The sequence below is a fragment of the Bradyrhizobium sp. LB11.1 genome, from assembly GCF_040549385.1.
GTDB lineage: Bacteria > Pseudomonadota > Alphaproteobacteria > Rhizobiales > Xanthobacteraceae > Bradyrhizobium.
The window spans coordinates 171,313-196,032 of record NZ_JBEPTH010000005.1 but is presented as its reverse complement, the minus strand read 5'-3'; the positions used below and the strand labels follow the sequence as shown (position 1 = coordinate 196,032).

Below are 24,720 nucleotides of genomic sequence, written 5' to 3'. Positions count from 1 at the left end.
AGCCCATCCTACGGGCTAGGGATTCTCGCGCCGCGGCAAGAAATGGTCGAGCAGGCCCGTCGGCAGTGGAAATACGATGGTCGACGACCGCTCGCCCGCGATGTCGTGCAGCGCCGCGAAGTAGCGTAGCTGCATCGCCTGCGGCTCCTGCGCGAGAATCCGGCCGGCCTCGACCAGCTTTTCGGCAGCCTGCTGTTCGCCCATTGCGTTGATCACCTTCGCGCGCCGCAACCGTTCCGCCTCGGCTTGCTTGGCGATCGCGCGCACCATGGCTTCGTTGAGATCGACGTCCTTGATCTCGATTCCGGTGACCTTGATGCCCCAGATGTCGGTCTGCTTGTCGAGTATCTCCTGGATATCGGCATTCAGCCGGTCGCGTTCGGCAAGCATCTCGTCCAGTTCATGCTTGCCAAGCACCGAGCGTAGCGTGGTCTGGGCGAGCTGACTGGTCGCGGCCATGTAGTCGCCCACCTTGATGATGGCGCGCTCGGGATCGACGATGCGGAAGTAGAGAACGGCATTAACCTTGACCGAGACGTTGTCGCGCGAGATCACATCCTGGGGCGGCACGACCTGCACCATCACCCTGAGATCGACCTTGACGAGTTGCTGCACGATCGGAATGAGGATGATAAGGCCCGGCCCCTTCACCCCCGTGAAGCGGCCGAGCGTGAAGACAACGCCGCGCTCGTATTCCCTGAGGATGCGAACGGCCTGGGTAAGAAACAGGATGACGATCAGCGCAAGCACTGCGTAAATCGAATATTCAATCATCAGGGTTGACCTCCCTCGCCGCGTTCAGACGCCGAACCACCAGCGTCAAGTCGACAATATTGGCGACCTCGACCCGGTCGCCGGGCTTGAAGCTGTCGGCGCCGCGCGCTTGCCAGCGTTCGCCATGCGTAAAGACGTGCCCCTCGCTCCAGTCGAGGACCTCGGCGGCCAAGCCTCGCATGGCTTGCGCGCCGACCCGCGGCGGACCGCGGCGGGCGCGCCGAAGCGCGCCGAGCACGACCAGAACGAAACCGGTGAGCATCGCCGCGACAACGGCGATGACTGACCATGACAGTCGGTAGCCCGGCGCTTCGACCCGCACCAGCATGATGGCGCCCAGCACAAAGGCGACGACACCTCCGAGGCCGATCACGACGGTCGGATTGAACGCCTCGATGCCGAGCAACGCGATCCCGACCAGCATCAAGCCTAGTCCGGCATAATTGATCGGCAGCAGGTTGAGGGCGTAGAGGCCGATCAGCAGGCAGATCGTCCCGACCACTCCCGGAGCGACCGCACCGGGGGACATGAACTCGATGATCAGGCCGCAAATGCCGACCAACAGGAGAATAAACGCGACGTTGGGATCGGTGATGACCGCCAGGAATCGGGAGGCCCACCCGGGATCGACGGCCTCGATGACTGCGTTCTGCGTTGCCAGGCGTTGCGTCGCGCCGCCCGCGACCTCGACGACGCGACCATCGATCTGCCTGAGCAATTCGGCCGCATCGCGTGCAACGAGGTCGATGGCGTGTGCCTGCAACGCGGCGTTCGCGGACAGGGTGGCTGCATCACGGACTGCCTTCTCGGCCCAATCGGCGTTGCGGCCGCGCAGTTCGGCGAGACTACGGATAAAGGCGACGGCGTCGTTCGTCACCTTCGCTGTCATCGCGTCCTTCGGCTCATCCTTCTTGTCTTTGCTGTCCTTGTCGGGTGTGCCGCTCGGCAGGCCCGGAAGCGGTCCGCCGATCTGCACCGGCGTCGCGGCGCCGATATTGGTGCCTGGCGCCATCGCCGCGATGTGGGTCGCATAGAGGATATATGTCCCGGCGCTCGCCGCATGGGCGCCTGCCGGAGCAACGTAGCCGACGACGGGAATGGACGAGCCGAGCACATCCGCAATGATCTCGCGCATGCTGGAGTTCAGACCGCCGGGTGTATTCAGTTGGAGAATCACGATCTCGGCGCGCCGTTCGGCGGCCTTGATCAGAGCTTCCTTCACGTAGCTCGCCGATGCCGGGCCAATGGCTCCATCGATCGTGACAGTCAGTGCAACACGGCGATTCTCCTCCGCTGACCCGGGAAGGAGACAGGAAAGAAAAGCGACGATGCCGATCGCCGCAACGAGCGCCGCCTTTATGGTTCGCACGGCAAGGGCTCCCTTCCCGGAGATATGGTGTGCGTCTCGCAAACCTCAATGCGATGGCTTGTCGTCCGACGTGGCGATTGTGCGATGCAATGGACGGGACGAGCTGCGTCTCTCCGCGGACGCACTTGGGATTGCTTCGCTGCGCTCGCTCAGCATTGACGGTGCGTGCCGCCATGGACTGGCCTTGAAGCTTCCGACCCCGCGGCGCGGCCGCTACACCGTCGCGCGCTGTCGCTCGACCATGGCCTCGCCAAACGCCTCGAACAGCTTGCGATTGATCGGATTGCGCTGCGGGTCATATTCGGCGTGCCATTGCACGCCGAGCGCGAAGGTCGGAGCTTCCGCGATGCGGATCGCCTCGATGGTGCCGTCCTCGGCGATGCCTTCGACCAGCACGCGCTTGCCGGGATCCAAAATGCCCTGCCCGTGCAGCGAATTGACCCGGATTTTCTCGCAGCCGAGCAGTTTGGCGAACGCGCCGCCCGGCGTGAGGTCGACGTCATGACGGTCGGCGAACACGACGGTGGGGTCGGGATGGATCTCGCCATTCTCGAGCCGGGGCATGCGGTGGTTCATGCGGCCGGGGATTTCGCGGATCTCGGGATGCAGCGAGCCACCGAAGGCGACGTTCATCTCCTGCAGGCCCCGGCAGATGCCGAACAACGGAATGCCGCGCAAGACGCAGGCGACCGAAAGCGCCAGCGCGACCTCGTCGCGATGAATATCGTAGGGCTCGTGCCGCTCACACGGATCGACATTGAAGCGGGTCGGATGGACGTTGGCGCGGGCGCCGGTCAGCACGATCCCGTCGACCACGTCGAGCAGCGCGCCGATATCGGTGATGTCCGGTGCTCCCGCAAACATCATCGGCAGGCCGCCGGAAACCTCAGCCACGGCGCGCAGGTTGCGTTCGCCGACCATCTGGACCTGGAATCGATTTTCGACGCGATGGGCGTTCCCGATCACGCCGACGACCGGCTTTTTCATCTCCCGTTCCGACCTCCCGCCGAAAAAGATTCTCCGAACATGCCTCTCGGATGGAACAAATTCAACAGAGGGGATCGCGGGACGGCAATGCTATTTTCGCGCAAATGCGCCCCTCGGGGCACCCCTGCGGGCCTGCCGCGTTGGCCCCGAAGACGCGCGGGCGCTTCAATCGGGCAATAGCCCCGGCTTGATCCCCGGTCAGATTTCACGAAAGAGTGCTTCGGCCGGCTTCCGAAAAGGACATGATGTGACCCTCTCCAGAGATGAACAGCCCCAAACCCGTTCCAATCTGGCCTGGGCGATTGCGGTTGGCGGCATCGGGGTCGTGTTGTTCACGGCGGCGCTGGTCTTCACCTGGTACTTTGCCGCCACCCTGCTCCTGATCTTCACCGGCATGCTGCTCGGCGTCGGCCTCAACGCGTTAACCAATGCGCTCGGCCGACGTGTTCACCTGCCCCATGCGGTGCGGCTTGCGATCGTCTGCATCGTGCTTGCTGCGCTGCTCGCAGGCGTCGCCTATCTCGGCGGTGCGACCATCGCCGATCAGGCCTCGGTGCTCAGCAGCACCATCAAGTCGCAGATCTCGCATGTCAGGTCCTTCCTCGAGAACCACGGCATCGACACCAGCGTCTTCGATCTGGGTAACGCCGCACCCGCGGCCTCCAGCGATACGTCGTCGGCACCTGCCCCGAGCCCAAACTCGCATGGCGGATTGCCGGGCGCAGGCGCGCTGGCTTCCAGCGGCGGGGCGATCGTGAGCCAGACCTTCAAGCTGCTGCTCGGCACGATCAGCGCCGTCGGCAACATTTTCATCGTGCTGTTCCTGGGGCTGGCGTTCGCCGCACAGCCCGCCGTCTATCACGATGGCCTGCTGTTCCTCGCACCCGCCAGGCATCGCATTCGTGCGACCCTCATCATCGACCGCATCGGCGAGACGCTGGAGCGTTGGCTGATCGCGCAGATCATCGTCATGCTCGCGGTCGGAATCGTGACCTGGATCGGACTGGCCGTCATCGGCATCCCCGGCTCGTTCATCCTGGGGATCCAGGCCGGCCTGCTTGCGTTCATCCCGACCGTCGGCGCCATCATCGCCGGCGTCGTCGTGGTGCTGGCGAGCCTCGCGTCAGGCTGGATCCCGGCGCTGTCAGCCTTCATCCTCTTCCTCGGCGTGCACGCGATGGAGAGCTACGTGCTGACCCCGATCCTCCAGCGCCAGGCGCTGGACATTCCGCCGGCCACGCTGTTCGCGTTCCAGATCCTGCTCGGCGTCGTCTTCGGAATCTGGGGCCTGGCGCTGGCGCTGCCTCTTGTGGCCATCGCCAAGGTCATGATCGATCATTTCAAGACGTATGACGCGCCGCCCTTGGCTGAGGCGGCGGCCTGAGCCGCCTCATGTCGTCAGCACAGTCTCGGTGTGCTCGACCTCCGGAGGCGAGGCAAAATACTGGCCGACGAGGCCGCGCCATTCCGTGAAGTTCTCGGAGCTGCGGAAATCGACGGTGTGGTTCTCCAGCGTCGCCCATTTCACCATCAGCCGATAGCGCTGCGGCTTCTCGATCGACTTGTGGAGCTCGAAGCTGTGAAAGCCCTTGGAGCGGCCGAACGCGGCCTTGGCCTTGGCGACGGCGGCCTCAAAATCCTTCTCGCTGCCCGGCTTGACGTCGATTTGCGCGATCTCGGTGATCATCGGTTTCCACCCTTTTGTTCGATGGGCGTATCTACCGCAGCCGGGAGCAAAGAAAAAGGCGCCGAAGCGGCGCCCAGCCCGGCCGAAAATGCGGCGCTGTCAGGCGAACAGCAGCACGCTACCCCCAACGGCGAGCGCGCAGCCGAGAAACAGCGCGATCGGCCAATAGCTACGGGTCTGCGCGTAGCGCCCCTGGGCGCGGCGCTCGGCGATCAGCGCGGTCTCGTATTCGTCGGCGGTCGAGAAGAGACAGGCGAAACCGCCGCGTGCCGAGGCCGCAGCGGCTTCGAGCGACATCAGGGCTGCCTGCGGGTTCTGTCGACGGATCGATTCCATGACCGCAATGGTAGGAACCGAATGGTAAACAGGGGATTACCGCGGAGCTCCTTCATCTCAGGCCGTCGCCGGCTGTGTCTTGGATCCTCCCTTGGGCACACCGATCCGCGCGGCGCTCTGGCGGCGCCAGTTCTCCAGCGACAGCGGCAGCTCCTCCGCCGCCTCGACGCGGTTACGGCCGCCGCGTTTGGCCTGGTAGAGCGCGGTGTCGGCCGAGGCCAGCAGCACTTCGAGCTCGGTGCCAGCGGGGCCGCCGGCCACGCCGATGCTGACGGTGGTGTCGACCGGGTCTTCGTCGACCACGACGCCGGAGGTCTCGAACGCCTCGCGCACGCGCTCGGCGACCAGCACCCCCTCCTCCAGCGCGCAGGGCAGCAGGGCGGCGAACTCCTCGCCGCCGATGCGGCCCGACAGGTCCGAGATACGCAGATTGTTGACGACGACGGTCGAGAACAGTTTCAGCATCTCGTCGCCGGCGGGATGGCCGAAGCGATCGTTGATCGACTTGAAATGGTCGATGTCGAAGATCATCACCGTGACCGGGCGGCCACCCTTGGCCTCGCGCTCGATCATCCGCGCGCAGGCTTCCGAGAAGCCGCGGCGGTTGAGCATGCCGGTCAGCGGATCGGTTGACGCAGCGGTACGGTGCGCGGTGACGGTGCGCTCCGACACCAGCATGAAGATCACGAACACGGTGCCGACGGCATAGAGCACGAGTTCGACCGCGAACACGGTGACCCAGACGCTGCCTGAGAAGCCGGCATCGTGCGGGCGCAGGAAGCTGCCGAGCAGGATCGGCAGCATCAGCACGCAGCCGTGCATCACCGGCACCACGAAGGCGGGCCAGCGCCGTTGCAGGCTCTTGCGCCTCTCGACCCAGAGCTCACTCGCGGTCAGCGCCGCATAGATCGAGACGATGCCGGCGCCGATGATCATGCGCAGCATCGACGCTGTGGGATCGAGCAGCGTCACGGTCGTGGCCCAGGCGAGCGCGCCGAGCACGAGACCGGGCCAGTTCGGCTTGCGGCCGTGGAAGACGCGCGCCGCATTCCACACCATGCCGCAAGCGACGAAGCCGACTGCGTTCAATGCGAGATATAGGTGCGGGCCGAGCTTGTCGCCGGTCGCCGTCCACAGTGCGACGGACGCAGCACCGAGGAGATACGCCGTGCCCCACCATTTCAGCGCGGGGCTGTTCTCCTGCCTGCCGAAAAACACCATCATGGCGCCGAGCAATGCGGCGACCATCGTGGCGACCAAATAGAGCGTGATGCTATCGAGCGACATCATGTCGGCCCCCTCTTGAACATAGCAGTTGCGCGATCGGCACATCCGATTTGCGCGCCCTTCCAGATGCGACGCTATGTCCCGCGCCTTCCATTCAGGTTTTCACGCGAGGCCAAGTTTTCGGGAAACTCGTCTGCAATTTGCGTACAAACGAACAACAAAAAGGGCGCTGAAATCAGCGCCCTTTTGCATCTCATTGAAGCCGCTTTCGCGGCGAATGTGACCGAAGCGATTAACGCTTCGAGAACTGGAAGGACCGGCGGGCCTTGGCCTTGCCGTACTTCTTACGCTCGACCACGCGCGAGTCGCGGGTGAGGAAGCCGCCCTTCTTGAGCACCGTGCGCAACTCCGGCTCGAAATAGGTGAGCGCCTTGGAGATGCCATGACGCACAGCGCCAGCCTGGCCGGACAGACCGCCGCCGGCGACGGTGCAGATCACGTCGTACTGGCCGGAACGCGCGGCCACCGAAAACGGCTGCTCGATCATCATGCGCAGCACGGGACGAGCGAAATAGACCTCGACCTCGCGCGAGTTGACCGTGACCTTGCCGGCGCCCGGCTTGATCCAGACACGGGCGACCGCGTCCTTGCGCTTGCCGGTGGCGTAGGCGCGGTTGAACTTGTCGACCTTCTTCTCGTGCTTGGGCGCATCGGGCGCCGCCGCGGTCTTGAGCTGCGAGAGCTGGTCGAGCGACTGAATGGATTCGGCCATGATTATGCGGCCCTCGTGTTCTTGCGGTTCAACTTGGCGATGTCGATCTTCTCGGGCGTCTGGGCCTCGTGCGGATGATCGGCGCCGCCGTAGACGCGGAGATTGCCCATCTGGACGCGACCGAGCGGACCACGCGGGATCATGCGCTCGACGGCCTTCTCGAGCACGCGCTCGGGATGCTTGCCCTCAAGAATCTGGCGCGCGGTGCGCTCCTTGATGTGGCCGACATAGCCGGTGTGCTTGTAGTAGGTCTTCTGCTCGCGCTTGCGGCCGGTGAGGACCGCATGCTGGGCGTTGATGATGATGATGTTGTCGCCGCAATCAACGTGCGGAGTGTAGGTCGGGAGGTGCTTGCCGCGCAGGCGCATGGCAACGATGGTGGCGAGGCGGCCGACGACCAGACCCTTGGCGTCGATCAGCACCCACTTCTTCGTCACCTCAGCCGGCTTTGCCGAAAAGGTTTTCATGTCAGAGTTTCCGTGGACGGGGAGCATCGGCGCGAACACCGCACCGGACTGGGCGGTTTTCTAGAGAAGAGACGCGCAACGGTCAATGCCCAGGGATGGAAATTACATTAGTAAAATCAGCGCCTTAAAATTAAGGTACTATAGTACCTGCAAAAAGCTCAAACATTTGGAATGGAATAGGTCGATGTGACGTGGGCGATTGGATCGGGCGAGGTGCCAGACAACAGCTTCACTTCCCCGACCGCGAGGCGCTTGCCGAGCTTGAGCAGTCTGGCTTCCGCCAGCACGTCCTGCCCCGGCTGACCCTTGCGCAAGAAGTTGATGTTGAGATTGGTGGTCACCGCGAGCCCGATCGGCCCAATGGCCGAGAGGAGCACCACGTACATGGCGAAATCGGCCAGCGCCATCAACGTCGGGCCGGACACGGTTCCACCCGGCCGCAGCATCCGTTCGCTGAAGCGCTGGCGCAAAAGACAGGTCTGACCGTCCGCGCTCTCGATCGTGATGTCGTCGCCGCCGAAGGCCTGGGGAAACTCGTCGCGGAGAAACTGCTCGACCTCCGCCACGCTCATTTTAGCTAACGCCATGCTACGCCTCACCCTCGCTTCACGTCCCCGGTTACATTAGGTTATCTGCATCATCTCACTGCAATAATCCAATCGGAAACGCCGCAATGTCCGCCCAGTCCGCCCGCGCCCCCTCCCCGCAACCGCCATTTCTGCTGCGCGAAATGGTCGGTCCCATCGCGGTGCTGACCCTCAACCGGCCGGCCGCGCGCAACAGCCTGTCGGTGGCGATGATCGCAAGCCTGCATGCCGTGCTCGACAATATCAGGGACGACAAGACCGTCCGCGGTGTGGTGCTTGCAGCCAACGGTCCCGCCTTCTCGGCCGGTCACGACATGAAGGAGCTGACCGCGCGCCGGGCCGATCCCGATCGCGGCCGCGCCTTCTTCGCCGAGACCATGAATGCCTGCAGCGCGATGATGCAGGCGATCGTGCACCTGCCGAAGCCGGTGGTCGCGTCCGTTCAGGGCCTCGCGACCGCGGCCGGCTGCCAGCTCGTGGCGAGTTGCGATCTTGCGATCGCATCCGAAGCCGCGAGCTTCGCCACGCCCGGCGTCGACATCGGCCTGTTCTGCTCGACGCCGATGGTGGCGCTGTCGCGCAACGTACCGCGCAAGCAGGCGATGGAGATGCTGCTCACGGGTGAGCCAATCGCAGCCGCGCGCGCGAGAGAGATCGGCCTCGTCAACCGCGTCGTTGCCGCCGGCACCGAGCGCGACGCCGCGATTGCGCTGGCGCAACAAGTCGCGCTGAAATCCGCCTACACCGTCAAGCTCGGCAAGGAGGCGTTCTACCGCCAGGCCGAGATGAGCCTTGCGGACGCCTATCGCTATGCGGCAGAGGTGATGACCGAGAACATGATGGCCCGGGACGCCGAGGAAGGCATCGGCGCCTTCATCGAGAAGCGCACGCCGAATTGGCTGGATGAGTGACATTCGTCATTGCGAGCGAAGCGAAGCAATCCAGAAATCCCTCCAAGGAAACAGACTGGACTGCTTCGTCGCTGCGCTCGTCTCAATGACAAGGAAGAAGAACGACAGATGAACCACGACGCCTATTCCGACAATTACATCCGCGCCATCCTCAACAGCGTGAAGTCGATCGCGATGGTCGGCGCCTCGCCGGTCAATGTGCGGCCGAGCTATTTCGCGTTCAAGTATCTGGCGCAGCGCGGCTACGACATGATCCCGGTCAATCCCGGCCATGTCGGCAAGGAGCTGCTCGGAAAGCCCTTCGTCGCCTCGTTGCGCGACGTCGGACGTCCCATCGACATGATCGATATCTTCCGGAACTCCAGCCACATCATGCCTGTGGTCGAAGAGGCCCTCACGCTCGATCCGCTGCCGAAGGTGATCTGGATGCAGCTTGGCGCGCGCGATGACGCGGCTGCTGAAAAGGCGGAAGCGGCCGGCATCAAGGTCGTGATGAACCGCTGCCCAAAAATCGAATATGGCCGGCTGTCGTCAGAAATCTCCTGGATGGGCGTCAATTCGCGCACGCTCAGTTCCAAGCGCCCGCCGGCGCCGACGCAGGGCATGCGTCTATCCCTCAATCGGATGAGTGTCGGCGGCGGCGACACCGCGGCCTCTGATCGCGCTGCCAAGAACAAGAGCGAGCAAAGCTGACGCAATAGCGAAGGATTCGTTTCGCGAGCGCGACAATGCGTAGCACGATCGTTGCGATGTGAAGCCGTGGCTTGACGCCGGGCGCGGCGCCGATCAGCATGCCGCGCGATTTCAGACCACAAGAATAGGACGCCCTCAATGAGCGAACGCCTTCCGGGATTTTCGACCCTCGCCGTGCATGCCGGTGCACAGCCCGATCCGACCACCGGTGCGCGCGCGACTCCGATTTATCAGACGACTTCGTTCGTCTTCAACGATGCCGACCACGCCGCCTCGCTGTTCGGCCTGCAGGCGTTCGGTAACATCTACACCCGCATCGGCAATCCGACCAACGCGGTGCTGGAAGAGCGCGTCGCCGCGCTCGAGGGTGGCACCGCCGCGCTTGCAGTGGCCTCCGGCCATGCCGCGCAGGTCGTGGTGCTGCAGCAATTGCTCCAGCCCGGCGACGAATTCATCGCCGCGCGAAAGCTCTATGGCGGCTCGATCAACCAGTTCTCGCATGCGTTCAAGAGCTTCGGCTGGAACGTGGTGTGGGCCGATCCCGATGACGTCGCGAGCTTCGAGCGCGCGGTGACGCCGCGCACGAAGGCGATCTTCATCGAATCCATCGCCAATCCCGCCGGCAGCATCACCGATATCGAGGCGATCTCGACGGTGGCGCGCAAAGCCGGCGTTCCCTTGATCGTCGACAACACGCTGGCCTCGCCCTACCTGATCCGCCCGATCGACCACGGCGCCGACATCGTCGTGCACTCGCTGACGAAGTTTCTCGGCGGCCACGGCAATTCTATCGGCGGCATCATCGTCGATGCCGGCACCTTCGACTGGTCGACCGGCGGCAAATATCCGATGCTGTCGGAGCCGCGGCCCGAATATCACGGCATCCGGCTCCAGGAGACGTTCGGCAATTTCGCCTTCGCGATCGCCTGCCGCGTGCTGGGCTTGCGTGACCTCGGGCCGGCACTGTCGCCGTTCAATGCCTTCATGATCCTCACCGGCATCGAGACGCTGCCGCTGCGCATGCAGAAGCACTGCGATAACGCCAAGGCAGTCGCCGAATTCCTCGCCAGTCATCCGGCGGTGTCCTCGGTGAACTATGCCGGGTTGGCTAGCGACAAGTACAACCAGCTCGCGCGCAAATACGCGCCGAAGGGTGCGGGCGCCGTGTTCACCTTCAGCCTGAAGGGCGGCTATGATTCCGGCGTCAACCTGGTGTCGAAGTTGCAGCTGTTCTCGCATCTGGCCAATGTCGGCGACACCCGTTCGCTCGTCATCCACCCGGCCTCGACCACGCACAGCCAGCTCGACGATGCCGCCAAGATCAAGTCCGGCGCCGGCCCCGACGTGGTCCGGCTCTCGATCGGCATCGAGGACAAGGAAGATTTGATCGCAGACCTGGAGCAGGCGCTGAACGCGTAGCTGCCTTCGACGCATTCCATCCGCACCGGGATCTGGCGCTGCGCCCTGCCGAAGGCTCCGCGCCAGCTCCCGTCGCTACGGTCGCCCAACGCTCCCACGACTCAAGCGAGCGTGATGATCGCGACTGCACAAGGATGGCCATGAATATCGCCGTGCCGGAAATCGGAACGCTTTTTCCAATTCCCTCACAAACAAGCGCTCACGATAAAAAGTTCTTGTTGCAGGCCATAACTCTCGCCAAGAGAGTCCTGGGATCGTTCTCTTACGTCGAGATCGGTTCCTATCTCGGCGGGAGCCTGACCCCGTTTCTGCTGGACCCCGCATGCAAGGCGGTGCTTTCGATTGATGAAAGGGGACGGCAACAGCCGGACGAGAGGGGCGCCAAGTACGACTACTCCGGAATTACGCACCAGACGATGATCGACAATCTGGTGTCTCGAGGCATCCCGACATCCAAGCTGACACCGTTCGATGGCTCCGTCGATTCGGTTCAAGGAGCAGAAAATAGCTTCGACATCGCCTTCATCGATGGCGAGCACACCGATATCGCCTGCTTCAGGGACTTCCTGTGGACGCTTCCGCTGGTGAAGAGCGACGCGATCGTTCTCTTTCATGACAGCACGCTGGTCTACAAGGCTCTCCGCATGATCAGCCTGTACATGAAGAAGTCGGAACAAAAACATCTGCTCGCGAAGAACAATGAGTCCGACGTCACGGCTCTCTTCCTTGGAAAATTCGCCGACATCGATTTCGCGAGAGAGTTTGGTCAAGCCGCGAACTGGAATGAATTCTTCGAGACGTCGGAAACGGAGGTCATCCAGCACGTTCTGAAGAACAGGGTGAGCATTCAATTCGACGCGGTCGTCACCCCCGTCAGGACGTTTCCTGCCTGATCAACCGAGCGCGGGAAAGCCGGCCCCACAGGCGGCGGTTAACAGTCATTAACCATGTCTGCCGCATACATCGTCTTGGATCGCCCCTTTGATTCGGAGCCGACGATGCTGCGCTGGATGGTGCCTGCCCTGGCAGTGATGCTGACGGTTTCAGCTGCCATTGCCGCCGATTTGCCGGCCAATCCGAGGCGGCGGGTCGCCGCTCCGGCGCAGGAACCGCCAAAGGTTTATGTCGAGACCGATCCGGATGCGTTGATCTCGCCGGCCTATGGCGTCGGCAGCTACATCCGCAACCTGCCGGGCACGCCGCTGCTGCCCGGCTCCCATACGCTGCCGGGTTACTACGGGCGCCCCTGGGATTACGACTATCAGGGCTCCTATTACGGCGGGAAGCAGGTCGATTATTTCTGGCGCTTGCCCTACTCGTGCGGCATCTACGGCTATTGCTGATCCGATCAGCCGGGTTGTCCCACCGGAACCGCGCGCGGCTGCGCTTCAGTCGATTGCCGCGACGCGAGCCGTTCCGCCTGCATCACCGCAAGCGTGAGCACCACGATCGCAACGGCCTGGTGCGAGAGTGCGAGATCGATCGGCACCTGGTTGAGCAGCGTAAGGATGCCGAGCACCGCCTGCACGCTCACGGCCGCGAACAACCAGAGCGCGCCACTCGCCGCCGAGCCTGCGCGTGAACGCACCGCGTCGAACGCATGCAACGCCACCAGTACGAACAGCAGATAAGCCGTCATGCGGTGCTCGAACTGCACTGTGAGCACACTGTCGAACATGTTGCGCCACCACGGCGTCTCGAACCACAGCCGCTCCGCCGACGGAATGAAGGCGCCGTCGATCTGCGGCCAGGTGTTGTAGGCGCGTCCGGCGCGCAGGCCCGCGACCAGCGCACCGAAATAGATCTGGACGAAGGTCACGATCACCAGCACTGCGCTCGTGAACCGCAGTCGCGCCGGGACGGCAAGCTGCGGCCGATCGGCGAGCCGCCGCACCGTCCAGACAATGCCGGCGAAGATCAGCAGCGCCAGCACCAGATGCGTCGCCAGCCGATATTGCGACACTTCGATCCGCTCGGACAGTCCCGATGCCACCATCCACCAGCCGACCGCGCCCTGGAGGCCACCAAGCGCGAACAGCAGCCACAGCCGCCGCTTCAACTCACCGGACAGACCGCCGCGCCACAGGAAAAACAGGAACGGCAGCAGATAGGCGACGCCGATGAAGCGTCCGAGCAGCCGGTGGCTCCATTCCCACCAGAAAATCTGCTTGAATTCGGAGAGCGACATCCCGGCGTTGAGCTCGCGATATTGCGGGATCTTCTTGTAAGCCTCGAACGCGTCGGTCCACTGCGCGCCTGACAGCGGCGGAACGCTGCCGGTGACCGGCTTCCACTCGACGATCGAGAGGCCGGATTCCGTCAGCCGTGTCGCGCCTCCGACCAGCACCATCAGCGCGATCAGGGCAGCCACGGAAATCAGCCACCAGCGCACGGCGCGATGCGGGTTGGTCGGGGCAGAATTCGTCGTCATTTCAGGGGCTAAAACCAAGGCTTGTACGAAGCTACTTGAACCGGACTGCGTGCCCCTTATAGTCCCCCGCTCCCGCAGCGCAAGTTACGCGAAAGCCGCAATATTCCACCATGACGATCCGCACCCGCAAGTTCCTTGGCGCCATCCTGCTCCTCGTGCTGGCCACCGTCTGGGCCCTGCTCGGCATGGCGGCCGCGCAGATGCCGTGGATCGCCGAGTCCGGCTGGCGGCAGGCGATCTATTACGTGGTGGTCGGCATGGGCTGGGTGCTGCCGGCGATGCCGATTGTGAGCTGGATGCAGCGGCCCGACCGAACGAAATCTAGCTCGTAACGCGGCCAGTCGGCTTCACCGTCGCAAAGGCAACCCCGGACACCAGCACGCGCATCATGCGCAGCGAGCGCACCCTTCCGTCCCATGAAATCCGCGGCAGCGCGTGCAGATTGGTGCGCCCTTCTGCGTCCACAATGCCCGGGATGGTCGACACCGCGCTGGCAAAGCCGGCCTCCTCCGCCATCACGACATGGTTGCGCCGAAACGAGGCGCGGTCGCCGAACGGAAACGCCAGATGCCGGATCTCGCGGCGGAAGGACGCTTCGGCCACCGCCTTGCCCATCGTCATCTCGCGCAGCGAGGCTGCGTCCTTCATGTTGGAAAGAACGGGATAGTTGACGGTCGCACTGCCGATCGTAACTAGCGGATCGCCGGCGAGCTTCGCAAGGTCTTCCCAATCCATCGACGCTTCGCGCGAGAGCGCGGCGAGATCGATGCGATAGCGCGTGCAGAGATCGGCGATCGCCGCCGACAAATCTGCGGGAGCAAGCGAGCGCAGCCAACTCTCGAGATGCGAAAACAACGCCTGCTTCTCGGCATTGCCGGTGACAGTGAAGCGCTGCTCCTTGTCGCCCATCATCAGGCTGATGCGGCTCTCCCGCGCGATCACCTGCTCGAGCCCGAGCCACCACGCCTCGCCGACACGATCCGGAAATGCGGTGGGAACGTAGAGCGTGAACGGCACGGCGTGGCGCGCCAGCACCGGATAGGCAAAGTTGATGAGGTCCTTAGGCGCACCGTCGAAGGTGAGCGCCACGAAGCGCCGCTTCTCAGGCAGCGTCACCGCGCGCCGGCAGACCTCGTCCATGCCGAGAAAATCATAGTTCCAGCGCTTCAGCGCGCGAATGGCCCGATCGAGAAATTGCGGCGTGATCTCGTTTTGACGCAGCGGCTGGAATGCGCCGCTCCGCCGCGGTCGCACACGCTCGAAGCGCAGGATCGCGCCTGCGCCACGGCTGCGCAGCAGCGGCCGGCCGGTGAACCAGGCCAGTTCGAGCCCCAACCGCTCCAGCCATCTGTCGTCGGATGCCAATATCCCACCCTTCGCGTTCGCTGGCGGCCTGTTCCCTCAGCTATTGTCATTACCCTTTGTTGACATTTATTTGCAAAGGTCGGCCACAGGCCGAACTACGTATTTTTTGTTTTCTCGACAGGTTTCGCGAATGACCATGGCTGCGGCGATGCAAAGCCGGACGGCAGAATCGCCCGCGCTGTCGAAAGCGAGCCGTATCGCGCATGTCGACCTCATCAGCGATATTGCGGAGGCCGAGGCGGTCTGGCGCGCCCTCGAGGAGCCCGGTCATCTCTTCACGCCCTATCAGCGCTTCGATCTGCTGGGCTCCTGGCAGCGGTCAGTCGGACACCGCGAAGGCGCCCGCCCCCTCATCGTGATCGCCCGCGACGCCGAGCAGACGCCGCTCACGCTGCTTCCGTTCGCGCTGCGCCAAAGCCACGGTCTACGCACGGCCTGCTTCATGGGCGGCAAGCATACGACTTTCAACATGGGCCTGTGGAACGCCGAGTTCGCAGCGCAGATTGCTACCGCCGAGCTCGACGCACTGTTCGCTCCGCTGAATGATCAGGTCGACGTTCTCGCGCTGACACAGCAGCCGAAGCGCTGGCATGACCAGCAGAATCCGTTTGCGCTGCTGCCGCAGCAGAGCGCAATCAATGGCTGCCCGCTTCTGGCAATGGAGCCGGGTGGCCCGCCCGGATCCCGGATCAGCAACTCCTTCCGCCGCCGGCTGAAGAGCAAGGAGAAGAAACTCCAGGCGCTCGCCGGCTATCGCTATCATCTTGCCACGACGGACGCGGACGTCGCCCGCCTGCTCGACTGGTTCTTCCGTGTCAAGCCGGTACGGATGGCGGAGCAGAAGCTGCCGAACGTGTTTGCCGAACCGGGTGTCGAGCAATTCATCCGCAGCGCCTGCCTCGCGCCGCGCGGCGAAGGCCGTGTCATCGACATCCATGCGCTCGAATGCGACGACGAGGTGATCGCGATCTTCGCCGGCGTCGCCGACGGCCAGCGCTTCTCGACGATGTTCAACACCTATACGATGTCGGAGCACGCCCGCTACAGTCCGGGTTTGATCCTGATGCGCTACATCATCGATCGCTACGCCGAGCGTGGCTACCGCTCGCTCGACCTCGGCATTGGCACGGACGACTACAAGCGCATGTTCTGTAAGGACGACGAAGACATCTTCGACAGCTTCGTGCCCTTGACCTCACGCGGCAAGCTCGCCGCGATGGCGATGTCCTCACTCAACCACGGCAAGCGCCTGGTCAAGCAGAACCAGGTGCTGTTCGACCTGGCCCGACGGCTACGGCAGGCGTTCGGTTAAGCACCGAAGTCTCCCTCTCCTTACGCCGCCACCACGCGCGGTCCTTCCATCCCCTCGGACGGCTGCACCGGCCGGTTCAGCATCGTCACCTCGCTGAAGCCGACGGCTTTGAGCTGCTCGCACATCAGCGTACGCGCATCCGCATCCATCGAGACATCGGGCACCACGACGGCGCGGGCATTCGCAGTCAGCAGTTCGGCCGGCAGATCGGAGGCGCTGCCGGCATCGAGCAACACGTGGTCGTAGGCGCGCAGCAAAGCGTCGATCGCGAGCGTCACCCGCGGCGACTGCAGCAGGCTGCGGTCGAAGCCGGGACGGCCCGCCATCACCAAGTGCAGCCGCGAGAGCTTGTCGCGCGTGATGATCTGGGCAAACGAGGCCTGCCCCTGCATCAGTTCGGCAAGACCGGGCGCCATCGGATCGACGGCCACCGCGGCGATCGTAAGCGAGGACGCGGCGAGATCGACCACGACGACGCGCGCGTTGCGTGCAAGATGGCGCGCGAGCGTCAGCGTCGACAGGGTGATGGCATCGCCGGCCGCGGTACCGAGCACGGTGACCTTCTTCGCACCTGCCCCTGCCGCAATCAGGCTTTCGGCCAGCTGCCCGATCTCGGCGAACTCACTGACATCGGCATTGGCCGTCATCGTTGGCTGGAGCGGCGCCGGCTCGATCTCGACTGCATCAATGGCCGGCTCTTGACGAACCACCGCCGATGCGAGCGTGGCAACAGCCCGCGGAGCGGTCTGGCGCAGGAGCTCACCGGTGACGACGAGACCGGACGAGAGCAGCAGCGTAGCCAGCGTCGCGATCAGCACGATCGGCAGCTTCTTCGGATAGGCCGGCGTGTTGGAGACGATAGCACGCGAGATGATGCGGCCTTCCGCCGGCGCGGTGTCGATGCTTTCGCGGGTGGTGGCCTCGCGGTACTTCCCGAGATAGGTCTCGAGCAGATCGCGCTGCGCTTTGGCTTCACGCTCGAGCGCACGCAGCTGGACATCCTGACCGTTGGTCGATGTCGCCTGCTTCTTGAGCTGCTCGAGGCTCGTGGTCAGACCGTCGACCCGGCCGGCAGCGACCCGCGCGTCGTTTTCAAGCGAGCGCGAAATCTTGGCCGCCTCGTCGCGAATTTGACCGTCGAGATCGCCAAGCTGCGCTTTCAACTCCTTGATGCGCGGATGGTTGCCGAGCAGCGTGGACGACTGTTCGGCGAGCTGCGCCCGCAGCGTCACCCGCTGCTCCGACAAGCGCCGCATCAGCTCGGAGTTCACCACCTCGGATGCCTCGATGGGCTTGCCGCTCTGCAGCATCTCCTTGATCAGCCGGGCCCTGGACTCGGCGTCGGCCTTCAGCGCGCGCGCATTGTTGAGCTGGGTGTTGACCTCGCCCATCTGCTGGTTCGACAGCGTGGTGTTGTTGGTGCCGACGAAAAGCGACGATTTGGAGCGGAAGTCCTCGACCTTGGCCTCGGCGTCGGAGACCTTCTTGCGCAAATTCTCGATCTCGCCCGACAGCCACTGGCTGGCGTTGCGCGCCTGGTCCTGACGCGCATTCTGCTGGAGCACGAGATAGCCGTCGGCGATCGAATTGGCGACCCGCACCGCCAGCTCGGGATCCTGCGACTGGAATTCGACCACGATGACGCGCGACTTGTCGACGGCGTAGGCCTGGAGGCGATCGTAATAGGCATCGAGCACGCGCTCTTCCGGCGTCATCGAGAACGGATCGCGGCCGATGCCGACCAACGCCGCGAGCGATTTCAGCGGGGAGACACCTTGCAGCACCGGATCGAATTCCGGTCGCTCGGCCAGCTTGTTCTTCTTGATGATCTCGCGCGCGAGGTCGCGCGACAGCACGAGCTGCACCTGGCTGGTGACAGCTTCGGGGTCGAGCGCCTGCCGCTCCTCGGTGCTGCGATCGCTGGTCGGTCGCAGGAAGACGTTCTCGCGACCGTCGATCAGGATGCGCGATTCAGACTTGTAGCGCGGCGTAATCAGATTGACGATGGCGACGGACGCGACGAGTGCCAGCACCGTCGGCACAATAATCCAGCTGCGCTTTCGCGCGAGTGCGCCACCGAGCGCATGCAAATCGATATCACCGGATTCAGCCAGCACCTGCTTCGCGGCAATCGGCACGGGCCTCGCTTCGACCCGGGGCTTAGCTTCAGGCTTGGCCTTCGAAACCGCCCGCTTGATGACGGCCTTGTCCTTGCCGGCACGCCAGAACGCTAAACACATCGAACACTCCCGCAGGCCAACGCCACTCATCTAGCTCAATGGAGCCGATTACACTCCATTAAGGTTGCCGCTGGGTTAATCACGGCGTCTCGCGGGCAGCACACGCGCGCTCGTCACCTTTTGTTAACCACGAGGCCCCTTAATCCGTCACGTATTTGGAGAACATTGTTCGGCATTCGCCGTCGAGCGCTGGTTTTGATCATGCCCCCCTCTCCCGACCAGCCGCTTCGCATCCTGCACGCCGTACGCGCGCCCGTAGGCGGCATCATTCGGCACATCCTCGACCTCGCCAATGGCCAGGTCGATCGCGGCCATCATGTCGGGATTCTCGCCGACAGCCTCACCGGCGGCGAGCGCGCGGACAAGGCGCTGGCCGAGTTGGCGCCGCGGCTGAAGCTCGGCGTGCATCGGCTGGCGATCCGCCGTGAGCCCTCTCCGGAAGATTTTCTGGTATGGCTGCGCATGCGCCGTCTGATCGCCGCGCTCAAGCCCGACGTCACGCACGGCCACGGTGCCAAGGCCGGCGCTTTCATCCGCATGCGGCGCCGCGCGGACGACACCATCCGCATCTACACGCCACATGGCGGCTCGCTGCATTATCCCCTCAACACCCTGAAGGGCGAATTTTACGCGCGCCTTGAACGCACCCTGATGGACGCAACGGATCTGTTCCTGTTCGAGAGCGCCTTTGCCCGCGATACCTACCAGCGCATCGTCGGCACCCCCAAGGGCGTGGTGCATTGCGTCTTCAACGGCGTGACACCCGAGGAGTTCGAGCCCGTCGTTATCGCCGATGACGCGACCGACCTCGCTTATGTCGGCGAGTTCAGGCACATCAAGGGCGCCGATCTCCTGGTCGATGCAGTGGCGTGGCTGCACGAGAACGGCAAGAAGGTCACGTTGACGCTCGGCGGCGACGGCGAGGAGACGGCGGCGCTGAAGGCGCAGGTCGAGCGGCTCGGCCTGACCGACGCAGTCCGCTTTATCGGCCACGTCAAGGCGCGCCACGGCTTTTCCAAGGGGCGGCTGCTGGTCGTTCCCTCGCGCGGCGATTCCATGCCCTATGTCGTGATCGAGGCGGGCGCGGCCGGCATTCCCATGATCGCGGCGCGCGTCGGCGGCATCCCGGAGATTTTTGGCGCGGAGAGCCCGGCCCTGTTCGCGGCCAGCAACGCCGAGGCCATGGCCGAAGCGATCGCGGCCGCGCTCGACAACGCGCCGGCGACCGCGCAGCGTGCCGCCTCCTTGCGCGAGCGCATCTCGGCGCATTTCTCCCAGCAGGCGATGGTCGACGGCGTGCTCGCGGGTTACCGCGACGCATTTGCAAATCATTAACCATCCTTAAGCTCGCTTTAGAGAATCTTCCGATTTGTCCGATAATCGAGGTGCCAGGGGATGCATGCCCCGGGGGCAAAGCCGCGCCCGCGGGGCTTTGGAATGGACGTGGACGCCCGTGGAACCGCTCAACGCACGCTCGATGTTCGATGCCGCGACCAGCGCCGCGGCCAAACCAGCTGACCAACCTTTTGTCGAACGCCGCCGCCGGCTAACGCCGGCCGCGCTCGATGTCGTCAACCAGAAAGTCGCCCGCGCCTATTCGCCGATCGTGATTGCCGGCATCGCACGTGCCGCCGATTTCATCCTGCTCAGCCTGGTCGGCGTCACGCTCTATGCCGGCTACGTCACGCCGCTTGTTGGCTTCAGCTGGGTTTACCCCGCCGAGATCGTCGCCGTCGCTGTCGCCGCCGTGGTCTGCTTCCAGGCTGCGGACATCTATCAGGTGCAGCTGTTCCGCGGTCAGCTCCGGCAGATGACGCGGATGATCTCGTCCTGGTCGTTTGTTTTCCTGCTGTTCATCGGCATCTCCTTCTTTGCCAAGTTCGGCAGCGAAATGTCGCGGCTTTGGCTTGCCTCGTTCTACTTCCTTGGTCTGGTTGCGCTCATCTCCGGACGCCTGCTGCTGCGCTCGCTGGTGCGCGGCTGGGCGCGCCAGGGCCGGCTCGATCGCCGCACCATTATCGTCGGCTCCGACAGCAATGGAGAGCAGCTGGTCGAGGCGCTGAAGGCGCAGGAAGATTCCGACATCCACGTCCTCGGCGTGTTCGACGACCGCAATGACAGCCGCGCGCTCGACACTTGCGCCGGCGCTCCCAAGCTCGGCAAGGTCGACGACATCGTCGAGTTCGCCCGCCGCACCCGCGTCGACCTGGTGCTGTTCGCGCTGCCGATCTCGGCGGAGACGCGCATCCTGGAGATGCTGAAGAAGCTCTGGGTGCTGCCGGTCGATATCCGTCTCTCCGCCCACACCAACAAACTGCGCTTCCGCCCCCGCTCCTATTCCTATCTCGGCGAGGTGCCGACGCTCGACGTATTCGAGGCGCCGATCACCGACTGGGACCTGGTCATGAAATGGCTGTTCGACCGTGTCGTCGGCGGCTTCGCGTTGTTCGCAGCGCTTCCCGTGATGGCGCTGGTGGCGCTGGCCGTGAGGCTCGACAGCCCCGGCCCGGTCCTGTTCCGCCAGAAGCGGTTCGGCTTCAACAACGAGCGCATCGACGTCTACAAGTTCCGCTCAATGTATCATCACCAGGCCGACCCGACGGCGTCGAAGGTCGTGACCAAGAACGATCCCCGCGTCACCCGCGTCGGCCGGTTCATCCGCAAGACCAGCCTCGACGAGCTGCCGCAGCTCTTCAACGTGGTGGTCTCGGGAAATCTCTCCCTGGTCGGCCCGCGCCCGCACGCGGTGCAGGGCAAGCTCCAGAGCCGCCTGTTCGACGAAGCCGTCGACGGCTATTTCGCCCGCCATCGCGTCAAGCCCGGCATCACCGGCTGGGCCCAGATCAACGGGTGGCGCGGCGAGATCGACAATGAAGAGAAGATCCAGAAGCGTGTCGAGTTCGACCTCTACTACATCGAGAACTGGTCGGTGCTGTTCGACCTCGTCATTCTCCTGAAGACGCCGCTCTCGCTGCTAACCAAGAACGAGAATGCGTATTGAGTTTCCGTTATCCTGGTCAAGCCGGGCGATGACTGCGAGTTTTGTGGCGTACCAAGTAGCGTGAGCGCGTGATGGCGTATGCGGCAACAGCCGGTGAAATGAACGTGGCCGCGCCGGCTGCGCCCGGTGTGCTGGCGCTCCAGCGCGCGCTGGTGTGGCTGGTCGGCGCGTCGGGCGCGATCGTCTTCATCGAGCCGAGCCCCTACGAGATCGCGACGCTGCTCGCTACCGTCGCCTTCTTCGCCACCGGCTTACGGCTCAAGCTCGTGCTGATGCCGCTGGTGCTGGCTCTGGTGCTGCTCAATGTCGGCTACACCATCAGCGCGATCCCGCTGCTCGACCAGTCCGAGGTCGCAAGCTGGATCGCAACCTCCTGGTACATGGCGGTGACCGTGGTGTTCTTCGCCATGGTCACTTCCGAGGACACGGCTGCGCGCCTCGACATGCTGCGCCGCGGCCTCGTGGTCGGTGCGATGGTCGCCTCGCTCTCGGCGATCGCGGGCTATTTCAACCTCGTTCCCGGCGGCCACGACCTCCTGACGCTCTACGAGCGCGCACGTGGCACGTTCAAGGACCCGAACGTGCTCGGCGCGTTCCTGATTCTGCCGGCGCTGTTCGCGCTCCAGAGCGTGGTTTCGGACAAGTTCGCCAAGGCCTTCCGCAACGTCATTGCCTTCGGCATCATGTCGCTGGCGATCCTGCTCGCCTTCTCCCGCGCCGCCTGGGGCGGGCTGGTGCTGACCTCCGCCTTCATGCTGGCGCTGATGGTGCTGACCAGCCGCACCAATGCGCAGCGCTCGCGCATCATCATTATGGCCATCGTCGCGGTGGTGCTCGGCCTCGCGCTGATGGCGGTGCTGCTGTCGTTCGACTCCATCGCCGAGATGTTCAAGCAGCGCGCGAGCTTCGACCAGAGCTATGACGAAGGCCGTTTCGGCCGGTTCGGCCGGCACATCCTTGGTGCGGAGATGGCGCTCGATCTGCCGTTCGGCATCGGTCCCTTGCAATTCCACCGCTTCTTCCCCGAAGACACCCACAATTCCTATCTGAACGCCTTCATGTCCGGCGGCTGGCTCTCCGGCGTGTGCTATCCCGCGCTGGTCTTCACCACCGCGATCACAGGCTTCCGGCACATCTTCGTCCGCGTGCCCTGGCAGCGCGCTTATCTCGCGGTGTTCGCGGCCTTCGTCGGCACCGTCGGCGAAAGTTTCGTGATCGACACCGACCATTGGCGGCACTTCTGGATGATGCTGGGAGCGATGTGGGGCATGATCGCGGCGGCGCAAGCTTACAAGATCAGGGCTTCGGACGAAGCCTCTTCAGCTTGAGATCGGGGCGCTTCTCCGGCGGCGTGTCGAGCAGGCCCTTCAGCGCGGCGGTCGCCGCGAGCACGCCCTTGTAGCCTTCGTTGGCGAAGCGCAGCAGGAGGCGCAGCTCCTCATCGGAATAGGCGCTCCAGACCTTCTCCATCGCCTGCTGCATCGGCACATAGAGTTCGCCGATCTTCATGGCCGTCTCCGGCACGACGGCGATGAAAACCTTCCGGCGGTCAGCCTCATCCCGCTCGCGGCGCACCAGTCCCGCCTTCTCGAGCCGATCGACCACGCCGGTGATGGCGCCGGTCGTCAGTCCCGTCACCTCAGCGAGCCGGCCCGCGGTCACGCGTCCCTCGAGGTAGAGGATGTCCATGCATTCGAGATCGGAATTGGCAATTCCAGCCACGTTCGCAACGGCTTGCCCATAGAGCACGCCCTGCGCGGACGACCGTCGCATCGCCTCTTCCAACTCCCCCAGCAACGCAGCGCGCGCCTTCGTCCTTGACAAGGCTCACCTCATATCTTAGTCGACATATATCTTAGCCACTAAGAGATTTAGTGACCGTAATTCCTCCTAGCACCACGGAAACCTCGGGAGCAAGCCAATGCCTCATCGTCCCCGCAAGGCCCTGATCATCGGCGCCGGCATCGCCGGGCCCGTTGCCGCGATCCTGCTGCGCCGCGCCGGCATCGAATCCGCGATCTACGAAGCCTGGCCCTATGCGAAGGGCATCGGCGGCGGCCTCCAGATCGCGCCGAACGGCATGCACGTGATGGACGAGATCGGACTTGCGGATGAGCTGATCAGCCGCGGTTCGATCGCAGAGTCCTTCGACTTCTATTCGCAGGAAGGCCGACGGCTCGGCTCGATCAACCGCGACATGGCGCGACGCTTCGGCCAGCCCGCGGTCAACATCTGCCGCGGTACGCTGAACGAAATGCTGATCGACAAGGCATGGTGCGCCTGTGTCTCGCTCTATTTCGACAAGCGCCTGATCAAGATCGAGGATCGCGGCGACCAGCCGATCATCGCCTATTTCGCCGACGGCACCACCGCCGAAGGCGACTTCCTGATCGGCGCCGACGGCGTGCATTCGATCACGCGGCGCCAAGTGGTGCCGGACGGGCCGCAGCCGTTCAACACGGGCCTGATCGGTTTTGGCGGTTTCGCGCCGCATGCCGTGCTCGACGGCCGGACGATCGGTCGGCATGTCGAGACAACGTTCGGGCAAAGTGGCTTCTTCGGCTACGGCTATTGCAGCCCGGATCCGAAGGATGGCGTGATGTGGTGGAGCACGCAGCCCGCACACGGCATGGATTGCGCGATGTTCCGCGCGCTCGACCAGCAGACGCTGAAGCAGCATCTGCGCGGCTTCCATAACGGCTGGCACGATCCGATCTCTGCCATCATCGACGCGGCCGAGAACATCGTGGTCACCGACACGCTCGACGTCGCGACCTTGCCGATTTGGTCACGCAAGCGCTCGCTGTTGATCGGCGATGCCGCGCATGCGACCAGTCCCCATGCGGGCCAGGGCGCATCGCTCGCGCTGGAGGATGCGATGCGGCTCGCGCGACTAATGCAGGAAGGCCAGGAGCTCGCCGCTACCTTCCAGACCTTTGAGGCCGAACGTCGCCCCCGCGCGGAGAAGATCGTCGCCATCGCCCGCCGCAACGGCAACAGCAAACGCGAGTTCAGCGCCACCGGCGCCTGGATGAGAAATCAGATGATGAAATGGCTGCTGCCGCTGGGATCGAAGAGCATGGATTTCATGTACGCATATGATGCGCGGGCCGCGTAACGGTACGATGCCGTAGGGTGGGCA

Annotated in this window: 25 protein-coding genes; 12 read left to right on the top strand and 13 right to left on the bottom strand. The window is 64.0% G+C overall.

What is annotated here, in order from left to right; genetic code table 11:
- Window positions 1–15: 15 nt before the first annotated feature.
- The 3 genes from ABIA96_RS15250 to ABIA96_RS15240 all read right to left on the bottom strand — a co-directional run bounded on the left by ABIA96_RS15250 (window position 16) and on the right by ABIA96_RS15240 (window position 3,130).
- Window positions 16–777, bottom strand: a complete 762-nt coding sequence (locus ABIA96_RS15250; protein ID WP_354138184.1) for a slipin family protein — start codon at window positions 775–777, stop codon at window positions 16–18.
- Entirely contained in the window at window positions 767–2,143 is a 1,377-nt protein-coding gene (locus ABIA96_RS15245; protein WP_354137866.1) for an NfeD family protein, read from the bottom strand. The genes ABIA96_RS15250 and ABIA96_RS15245 overlap by 11 nt, the downstream gene beginning before the upstream one ends.
- 213 nt (window positions 2,144–2,356) lie before the next feature.
- On the bottom strand, window positions 2,357–3,130 hold the full coding sequence (locus ABIA96_RS15240; protein WP_354137865.1) for a gamma-glutamyl-gamma-aminobutyrate hydrolase family protein: 774 nt from the start codon (window positions 3,128–3,130) through the stop codon (window positions 2,357–2,359).
- A 247-nt stretch (window positions 3,131–3,377) separates the two neighbouring features.
- Here ABIA96_RS15240 and ABIA96_RS15235 point away from each other — a divergent pair, with 247 nt between their 5' ends.
- Window positions 3,378–4,514 (top strand): AI-2E family transporter, encoded by a 1,137-nt coding sequence (locus tag ABIA96_RS15235; protein WP_354137864.1) that lies wholly within the window; start codon window positions 3,378–3,380, stop codon window positions 4,512–4,514.
- Between the two features lie 6 nt (window positions 4,515–4,520).
- Here the strand turns inward: ABIA96_RS15235 and ABIA96_RS15230 are convergent, their stop codons facing one another.
- From ABIA96_RS15230 to ABIA96_RS15205, 6 genes are all read right to left on the bottom strand, one after another.
- On the bottom strand, window positions 4,521–4,817 hold the full coding sequence (locus ABIA96_RS15230) for an antibiotic biosynthesis monooxygenase family protein (RefSeq protein WP_354137863.1): 297 nt from the start codon (window positions 4,815–4,817) through the stop codon (window positions 4,521–4,523).
- Between the two features lie 99 nt (window positions 4,818–4,916).
- Window positions 4,917–5,153: a hypothetical protein gene (locus ABIA96_RS15225; RefSeq protein ID WP_354137862.1), complete on the bottom strand. Its 237-nt coding sequence runs from the start codon at window positions 5,151–5,153 to the stop codon at window positions 4,917–4,919.
- A 57-nt stretch (window positions 5,154–5,210) separates the two neighbouring features.
- Window positions 5,211–6,443 carry a GGDEF domain-containing protein gene (locus ABIA96_RS15220; RefSeq protein ID WP_354137861.1) on the bottom strand — a complete coding sequence of 411 codons (1,233 nt, stop codon included), beginning with the start codon at window positions 6,441–6,443 and terminating at the stop codon, window positions 5,211–5,213.
- A gap of 229 nt (window positions 6,444–6,672) precedes the next feature.
- The gene (gene rpsI / locus ABIA96_RS15215) at window positions 6,673–7,152 is read right to left on the bottom strand and encodes a 30S ribosomal protein S9 (protein ID WP_007611021.1); all 480 of its coding nucleotides are present in this window, start codon (window positions 7,150–7,152) and stop codon (window positions 6,673–6,675) included.
- A gap of 2 nt (window positions 7,153–7,154) precedes the next feature.
- Window positions 7,155–7,619, bottom strand: a complete 465-nt coding sequence (gene rplM, locus ABIA96_RS15210; protein WP_092028874.1) for a 50S ribosomal protein L13 — start codon at window positions 7,617–7,619, stop codon at window positions 7,155–7,157.
- Between the two features lie 158 nt (window positions 7,620–7,777).
- Window positions 7,778–8,206, bottom strand: a complete 429-nt coding sequence (locus tag ABIA96_RS15205; protein ID WP_354137860.1) for a PaaI family thioesterase — start codon at window positions 8,204–8,206, stop codon at window positions 7,778–7,780.
- Window positions 8,207–8,292: 86 nt separating this feature from the next.
- Here ABIA96_RS15205 and ABIA96_RS15200 point away from each other — a divergent pair, with 86 nt between their 5' ends.
- The 5 genes from ABIA96_RS15200 to ABIA96_RS15180 all read left to right on the top strand — a co-directional run bounded on the left by ABIA96_RS15200 (window position 8,293) and on the right by ABIA96_RS15180 (window position 12,572).
- Window positions 8,293–9,117 (top strand): enoyl-CoA hydratase, encoded by an 825-nt coding sequence (locus tag ABIA96_RS15200; protein WP_354137859.1) that lies wholly within the window; start codon window positions 8,293–8,295, stop codon window positions 9,115–9,117.
- A gap of 108 nt (window positions 9,118–9,225) precedes the next feature.
- Window positions 9,226–9,810: a CoA-binding protein gene (locus tag ABIA96_RS15195; protein WP_354137858.1), complete on the top strand. Its 585-nt coding sequence runs from the start codon at window positions 9,226–9,228 to the stop codon at window positions 9,808–9,810.
- Window positions 9,811–9,948: 138 nt separating this feature from the next.
- Window positions 9,949–11,229 (top strand): O-acetylhomoserine aminocarboxypropyltransferase, encoded by a 1,281-nt coding sequence (locus ABIA96_RS15190; protein ID WP_354137857.1) that lies wholly within the window; start codon window positions 9,949–9,951, stop codon window positions 11,227–11,229.
- 140 nt (window positions 11,230–11,369) lie between these two features.
- The gene (locus tag ABIA96_RS15185) at window positions 11,370–12,122 is read left to right on the top strand and encodes a class I SAM-dependent methyltransferase (protein ID WP_354137856.1); all 753 of its coding nucleotides are present in this window, start codon (window positions 11,370–11,372) and stop codon (window positions 12,120–12,122) included.
- 105 nt (window positions 12,123–12,227) lie between these two features.
- Window positions 12,228–12,572 (top strand): hypothetical protein, encoded by a 345-nt coding sequence (locus tag ABIA96_RS15180; RefSeq protein ID WP_354137855.1) that lies wholly within the window; start codon window positions 12,228–12,230, stop codon window positions 12,570–12,572.
- 5 nt (window positions 12,573–12,577) lie between these two features.
- Here the strand turns inward: ABIA96_RS15180 and ABIA96_RS15175 are convergent, their stop codons facing one another.
- Window positions 12,578–13,660 (bottom strand): COX15/CtaA family protein, encoded by a 1,083-nt coding sequence (locus ABIA96_RS15175; RefSeq protein WP_354137854.1) that lies wholly within the window; start codon window positions 13,658–13,660, stop codon window positions 12,578–12,580.
- 110 nt (window positions 13,661–13,770) lie between these two features.
- Here ABIA96_RS15175 and ABIA96_RS15170 point away from each other — a divergent pair, with 110 nt between their 5' ends.
- Window positions 13,771–13,992, top strand: a complete 222-nt coding sequence (locus tag ABIA96_RS15170) for a DUF2842 domain-containing protein (RefSeq protein WP_354137853.1) — start codon at window positions 13,771–13,773, stop codon at window positions 13,990–13,992.
- On the opposite strand, the gene ABIA96_RS15165 is transcribed toward ABIA96_RS15170, so the two are convergent.
- A complete protein-coding gene (locus ABIA96_RS15165; RefSeq protein ID WP_354137852.1) occupies window positions 13,982–15,025 on the bottom strand; it encodes a polysaccharide deacetylase family protein in 1,044 nt (347 codons plus the stop codon). The two genes, ABIA96_RS15170 and ABIA96_RS15165, sit on opposite strands and share 11 nt — an antisense overlap.
- Window positions 15,026–15,155: 130 nt before the next feature.
- On the opposite strand from ABIA96_RS15165, the gene ABIA96_RS15160 reads away from it, so the two are divergent.
- The gene (locus ABIA96_RS15160) at window positions 15,156–16,337 is read left to right on the top strand and encodes a GNAT family N-acetyltransferase (protein ID WP_354137851.1); all 1,182 of its coding nucleotides are present in this window, start codon (window positions 15,156–15,158) and stop codon (window positions 16,335–16,337) included.
- 20 nt (window positions 16,338–16,357) lie between these two features.
- Here the strand turns inward: ABIA96_RS15160 and ABIA96_RS15155 are convergent, their stop codons facing one another.
- Entirely contained in the window at window positions 16,358–18,577 is a 2,220-nt protein-coding gene (locus ABIA96_RS15155) for a GumC family protein (protein WP_354137850.1), read from the bottom strand.
- Window positions 18,578–18,778: 201 nt separating this feature from the next.
- Here ABIA96_RS15155 and ABIA96_RS15150 point away from each other — a divergent pair, with 201 nt between their 5' ends.
- The 3 genes from ABIA96_RS15150 (at window position 18,779) to ABIA96_RS15140 (ending at window position 22,906) form a co-directional block, all read left to right on the top strand.
- Complete coding sequence (locus ABIA96_RS15150; RefSeq protein ID WP_354137849.1) at window positions 18,779–19,912, top strand: glycosyltransferase family 4 protein; 1,134 nt, start codon at window positions 18,779–18,781, stop codon at window positions 19,910–19,912.
- Between the two features lie 118 nt (window positions 19,913–20,030).
- A complete protein-coding gene (locus ABIA96_RS15145) occupies window positions 20,031–21,578 on the top strand; it encodes an undecaprenyl-phosphate glucose phosphotransferase (protein ID WP_354137848.1) in 1,548 nt (515 codons plus the stop codon).
- 71 nt (window positions 21,579–21,649) lie between these two features.
- Window positions 21,650–22,906 (top strand): O-antigen ligase family protein, encoded by a 1,257-nt coding sequence (locus ABIA96_RS15140; protein ID WP_354137847.1) that lies wholly within the window; start codon window positions 21,650–21,652, stop codon window positions 22,904–22,906.
- On the opposite strand, the gene ABIA96_RS15135 is transcribed toward ABIA96_RS15140, so the two are convergent.
- Complete coding sequence (locus tag ABIA96_RS15135) at window positions 22,875–23,351, bottom strand: MarR family winged helix-turn-helix transcriptional regulator (protein ID WP_354138183.1); 477 nt, start codon at window positions 23,349–23,351, stop codon at window positions 22,875–22,877. The genes ABIA96_RS15140 and ABIA96_RS15135 overlap by 32 nt on opposite strands.
- Before the next feature lie 148 nt (window positions 23,352–23,499).
- On the opposite strand from ABIA96_RS15135, the gene ABIA96_RS15130 reads away from it, so the two are divergent.
- The gene (locus tag ABIA96_RS15130) at window positions 23,500–24,696 is read left to right on the top strand and encodes an FAD-dependent monooxygenase (protein ID WP_354137846.1); all 1,197 of its coding nucleotides are present in this window, start codon (window positions 23,500–23,502) and stop codon (window positions 24,694–24,696) included.
- Window positions 24,697–24,720: the final 24 nt, after the last annotated feature.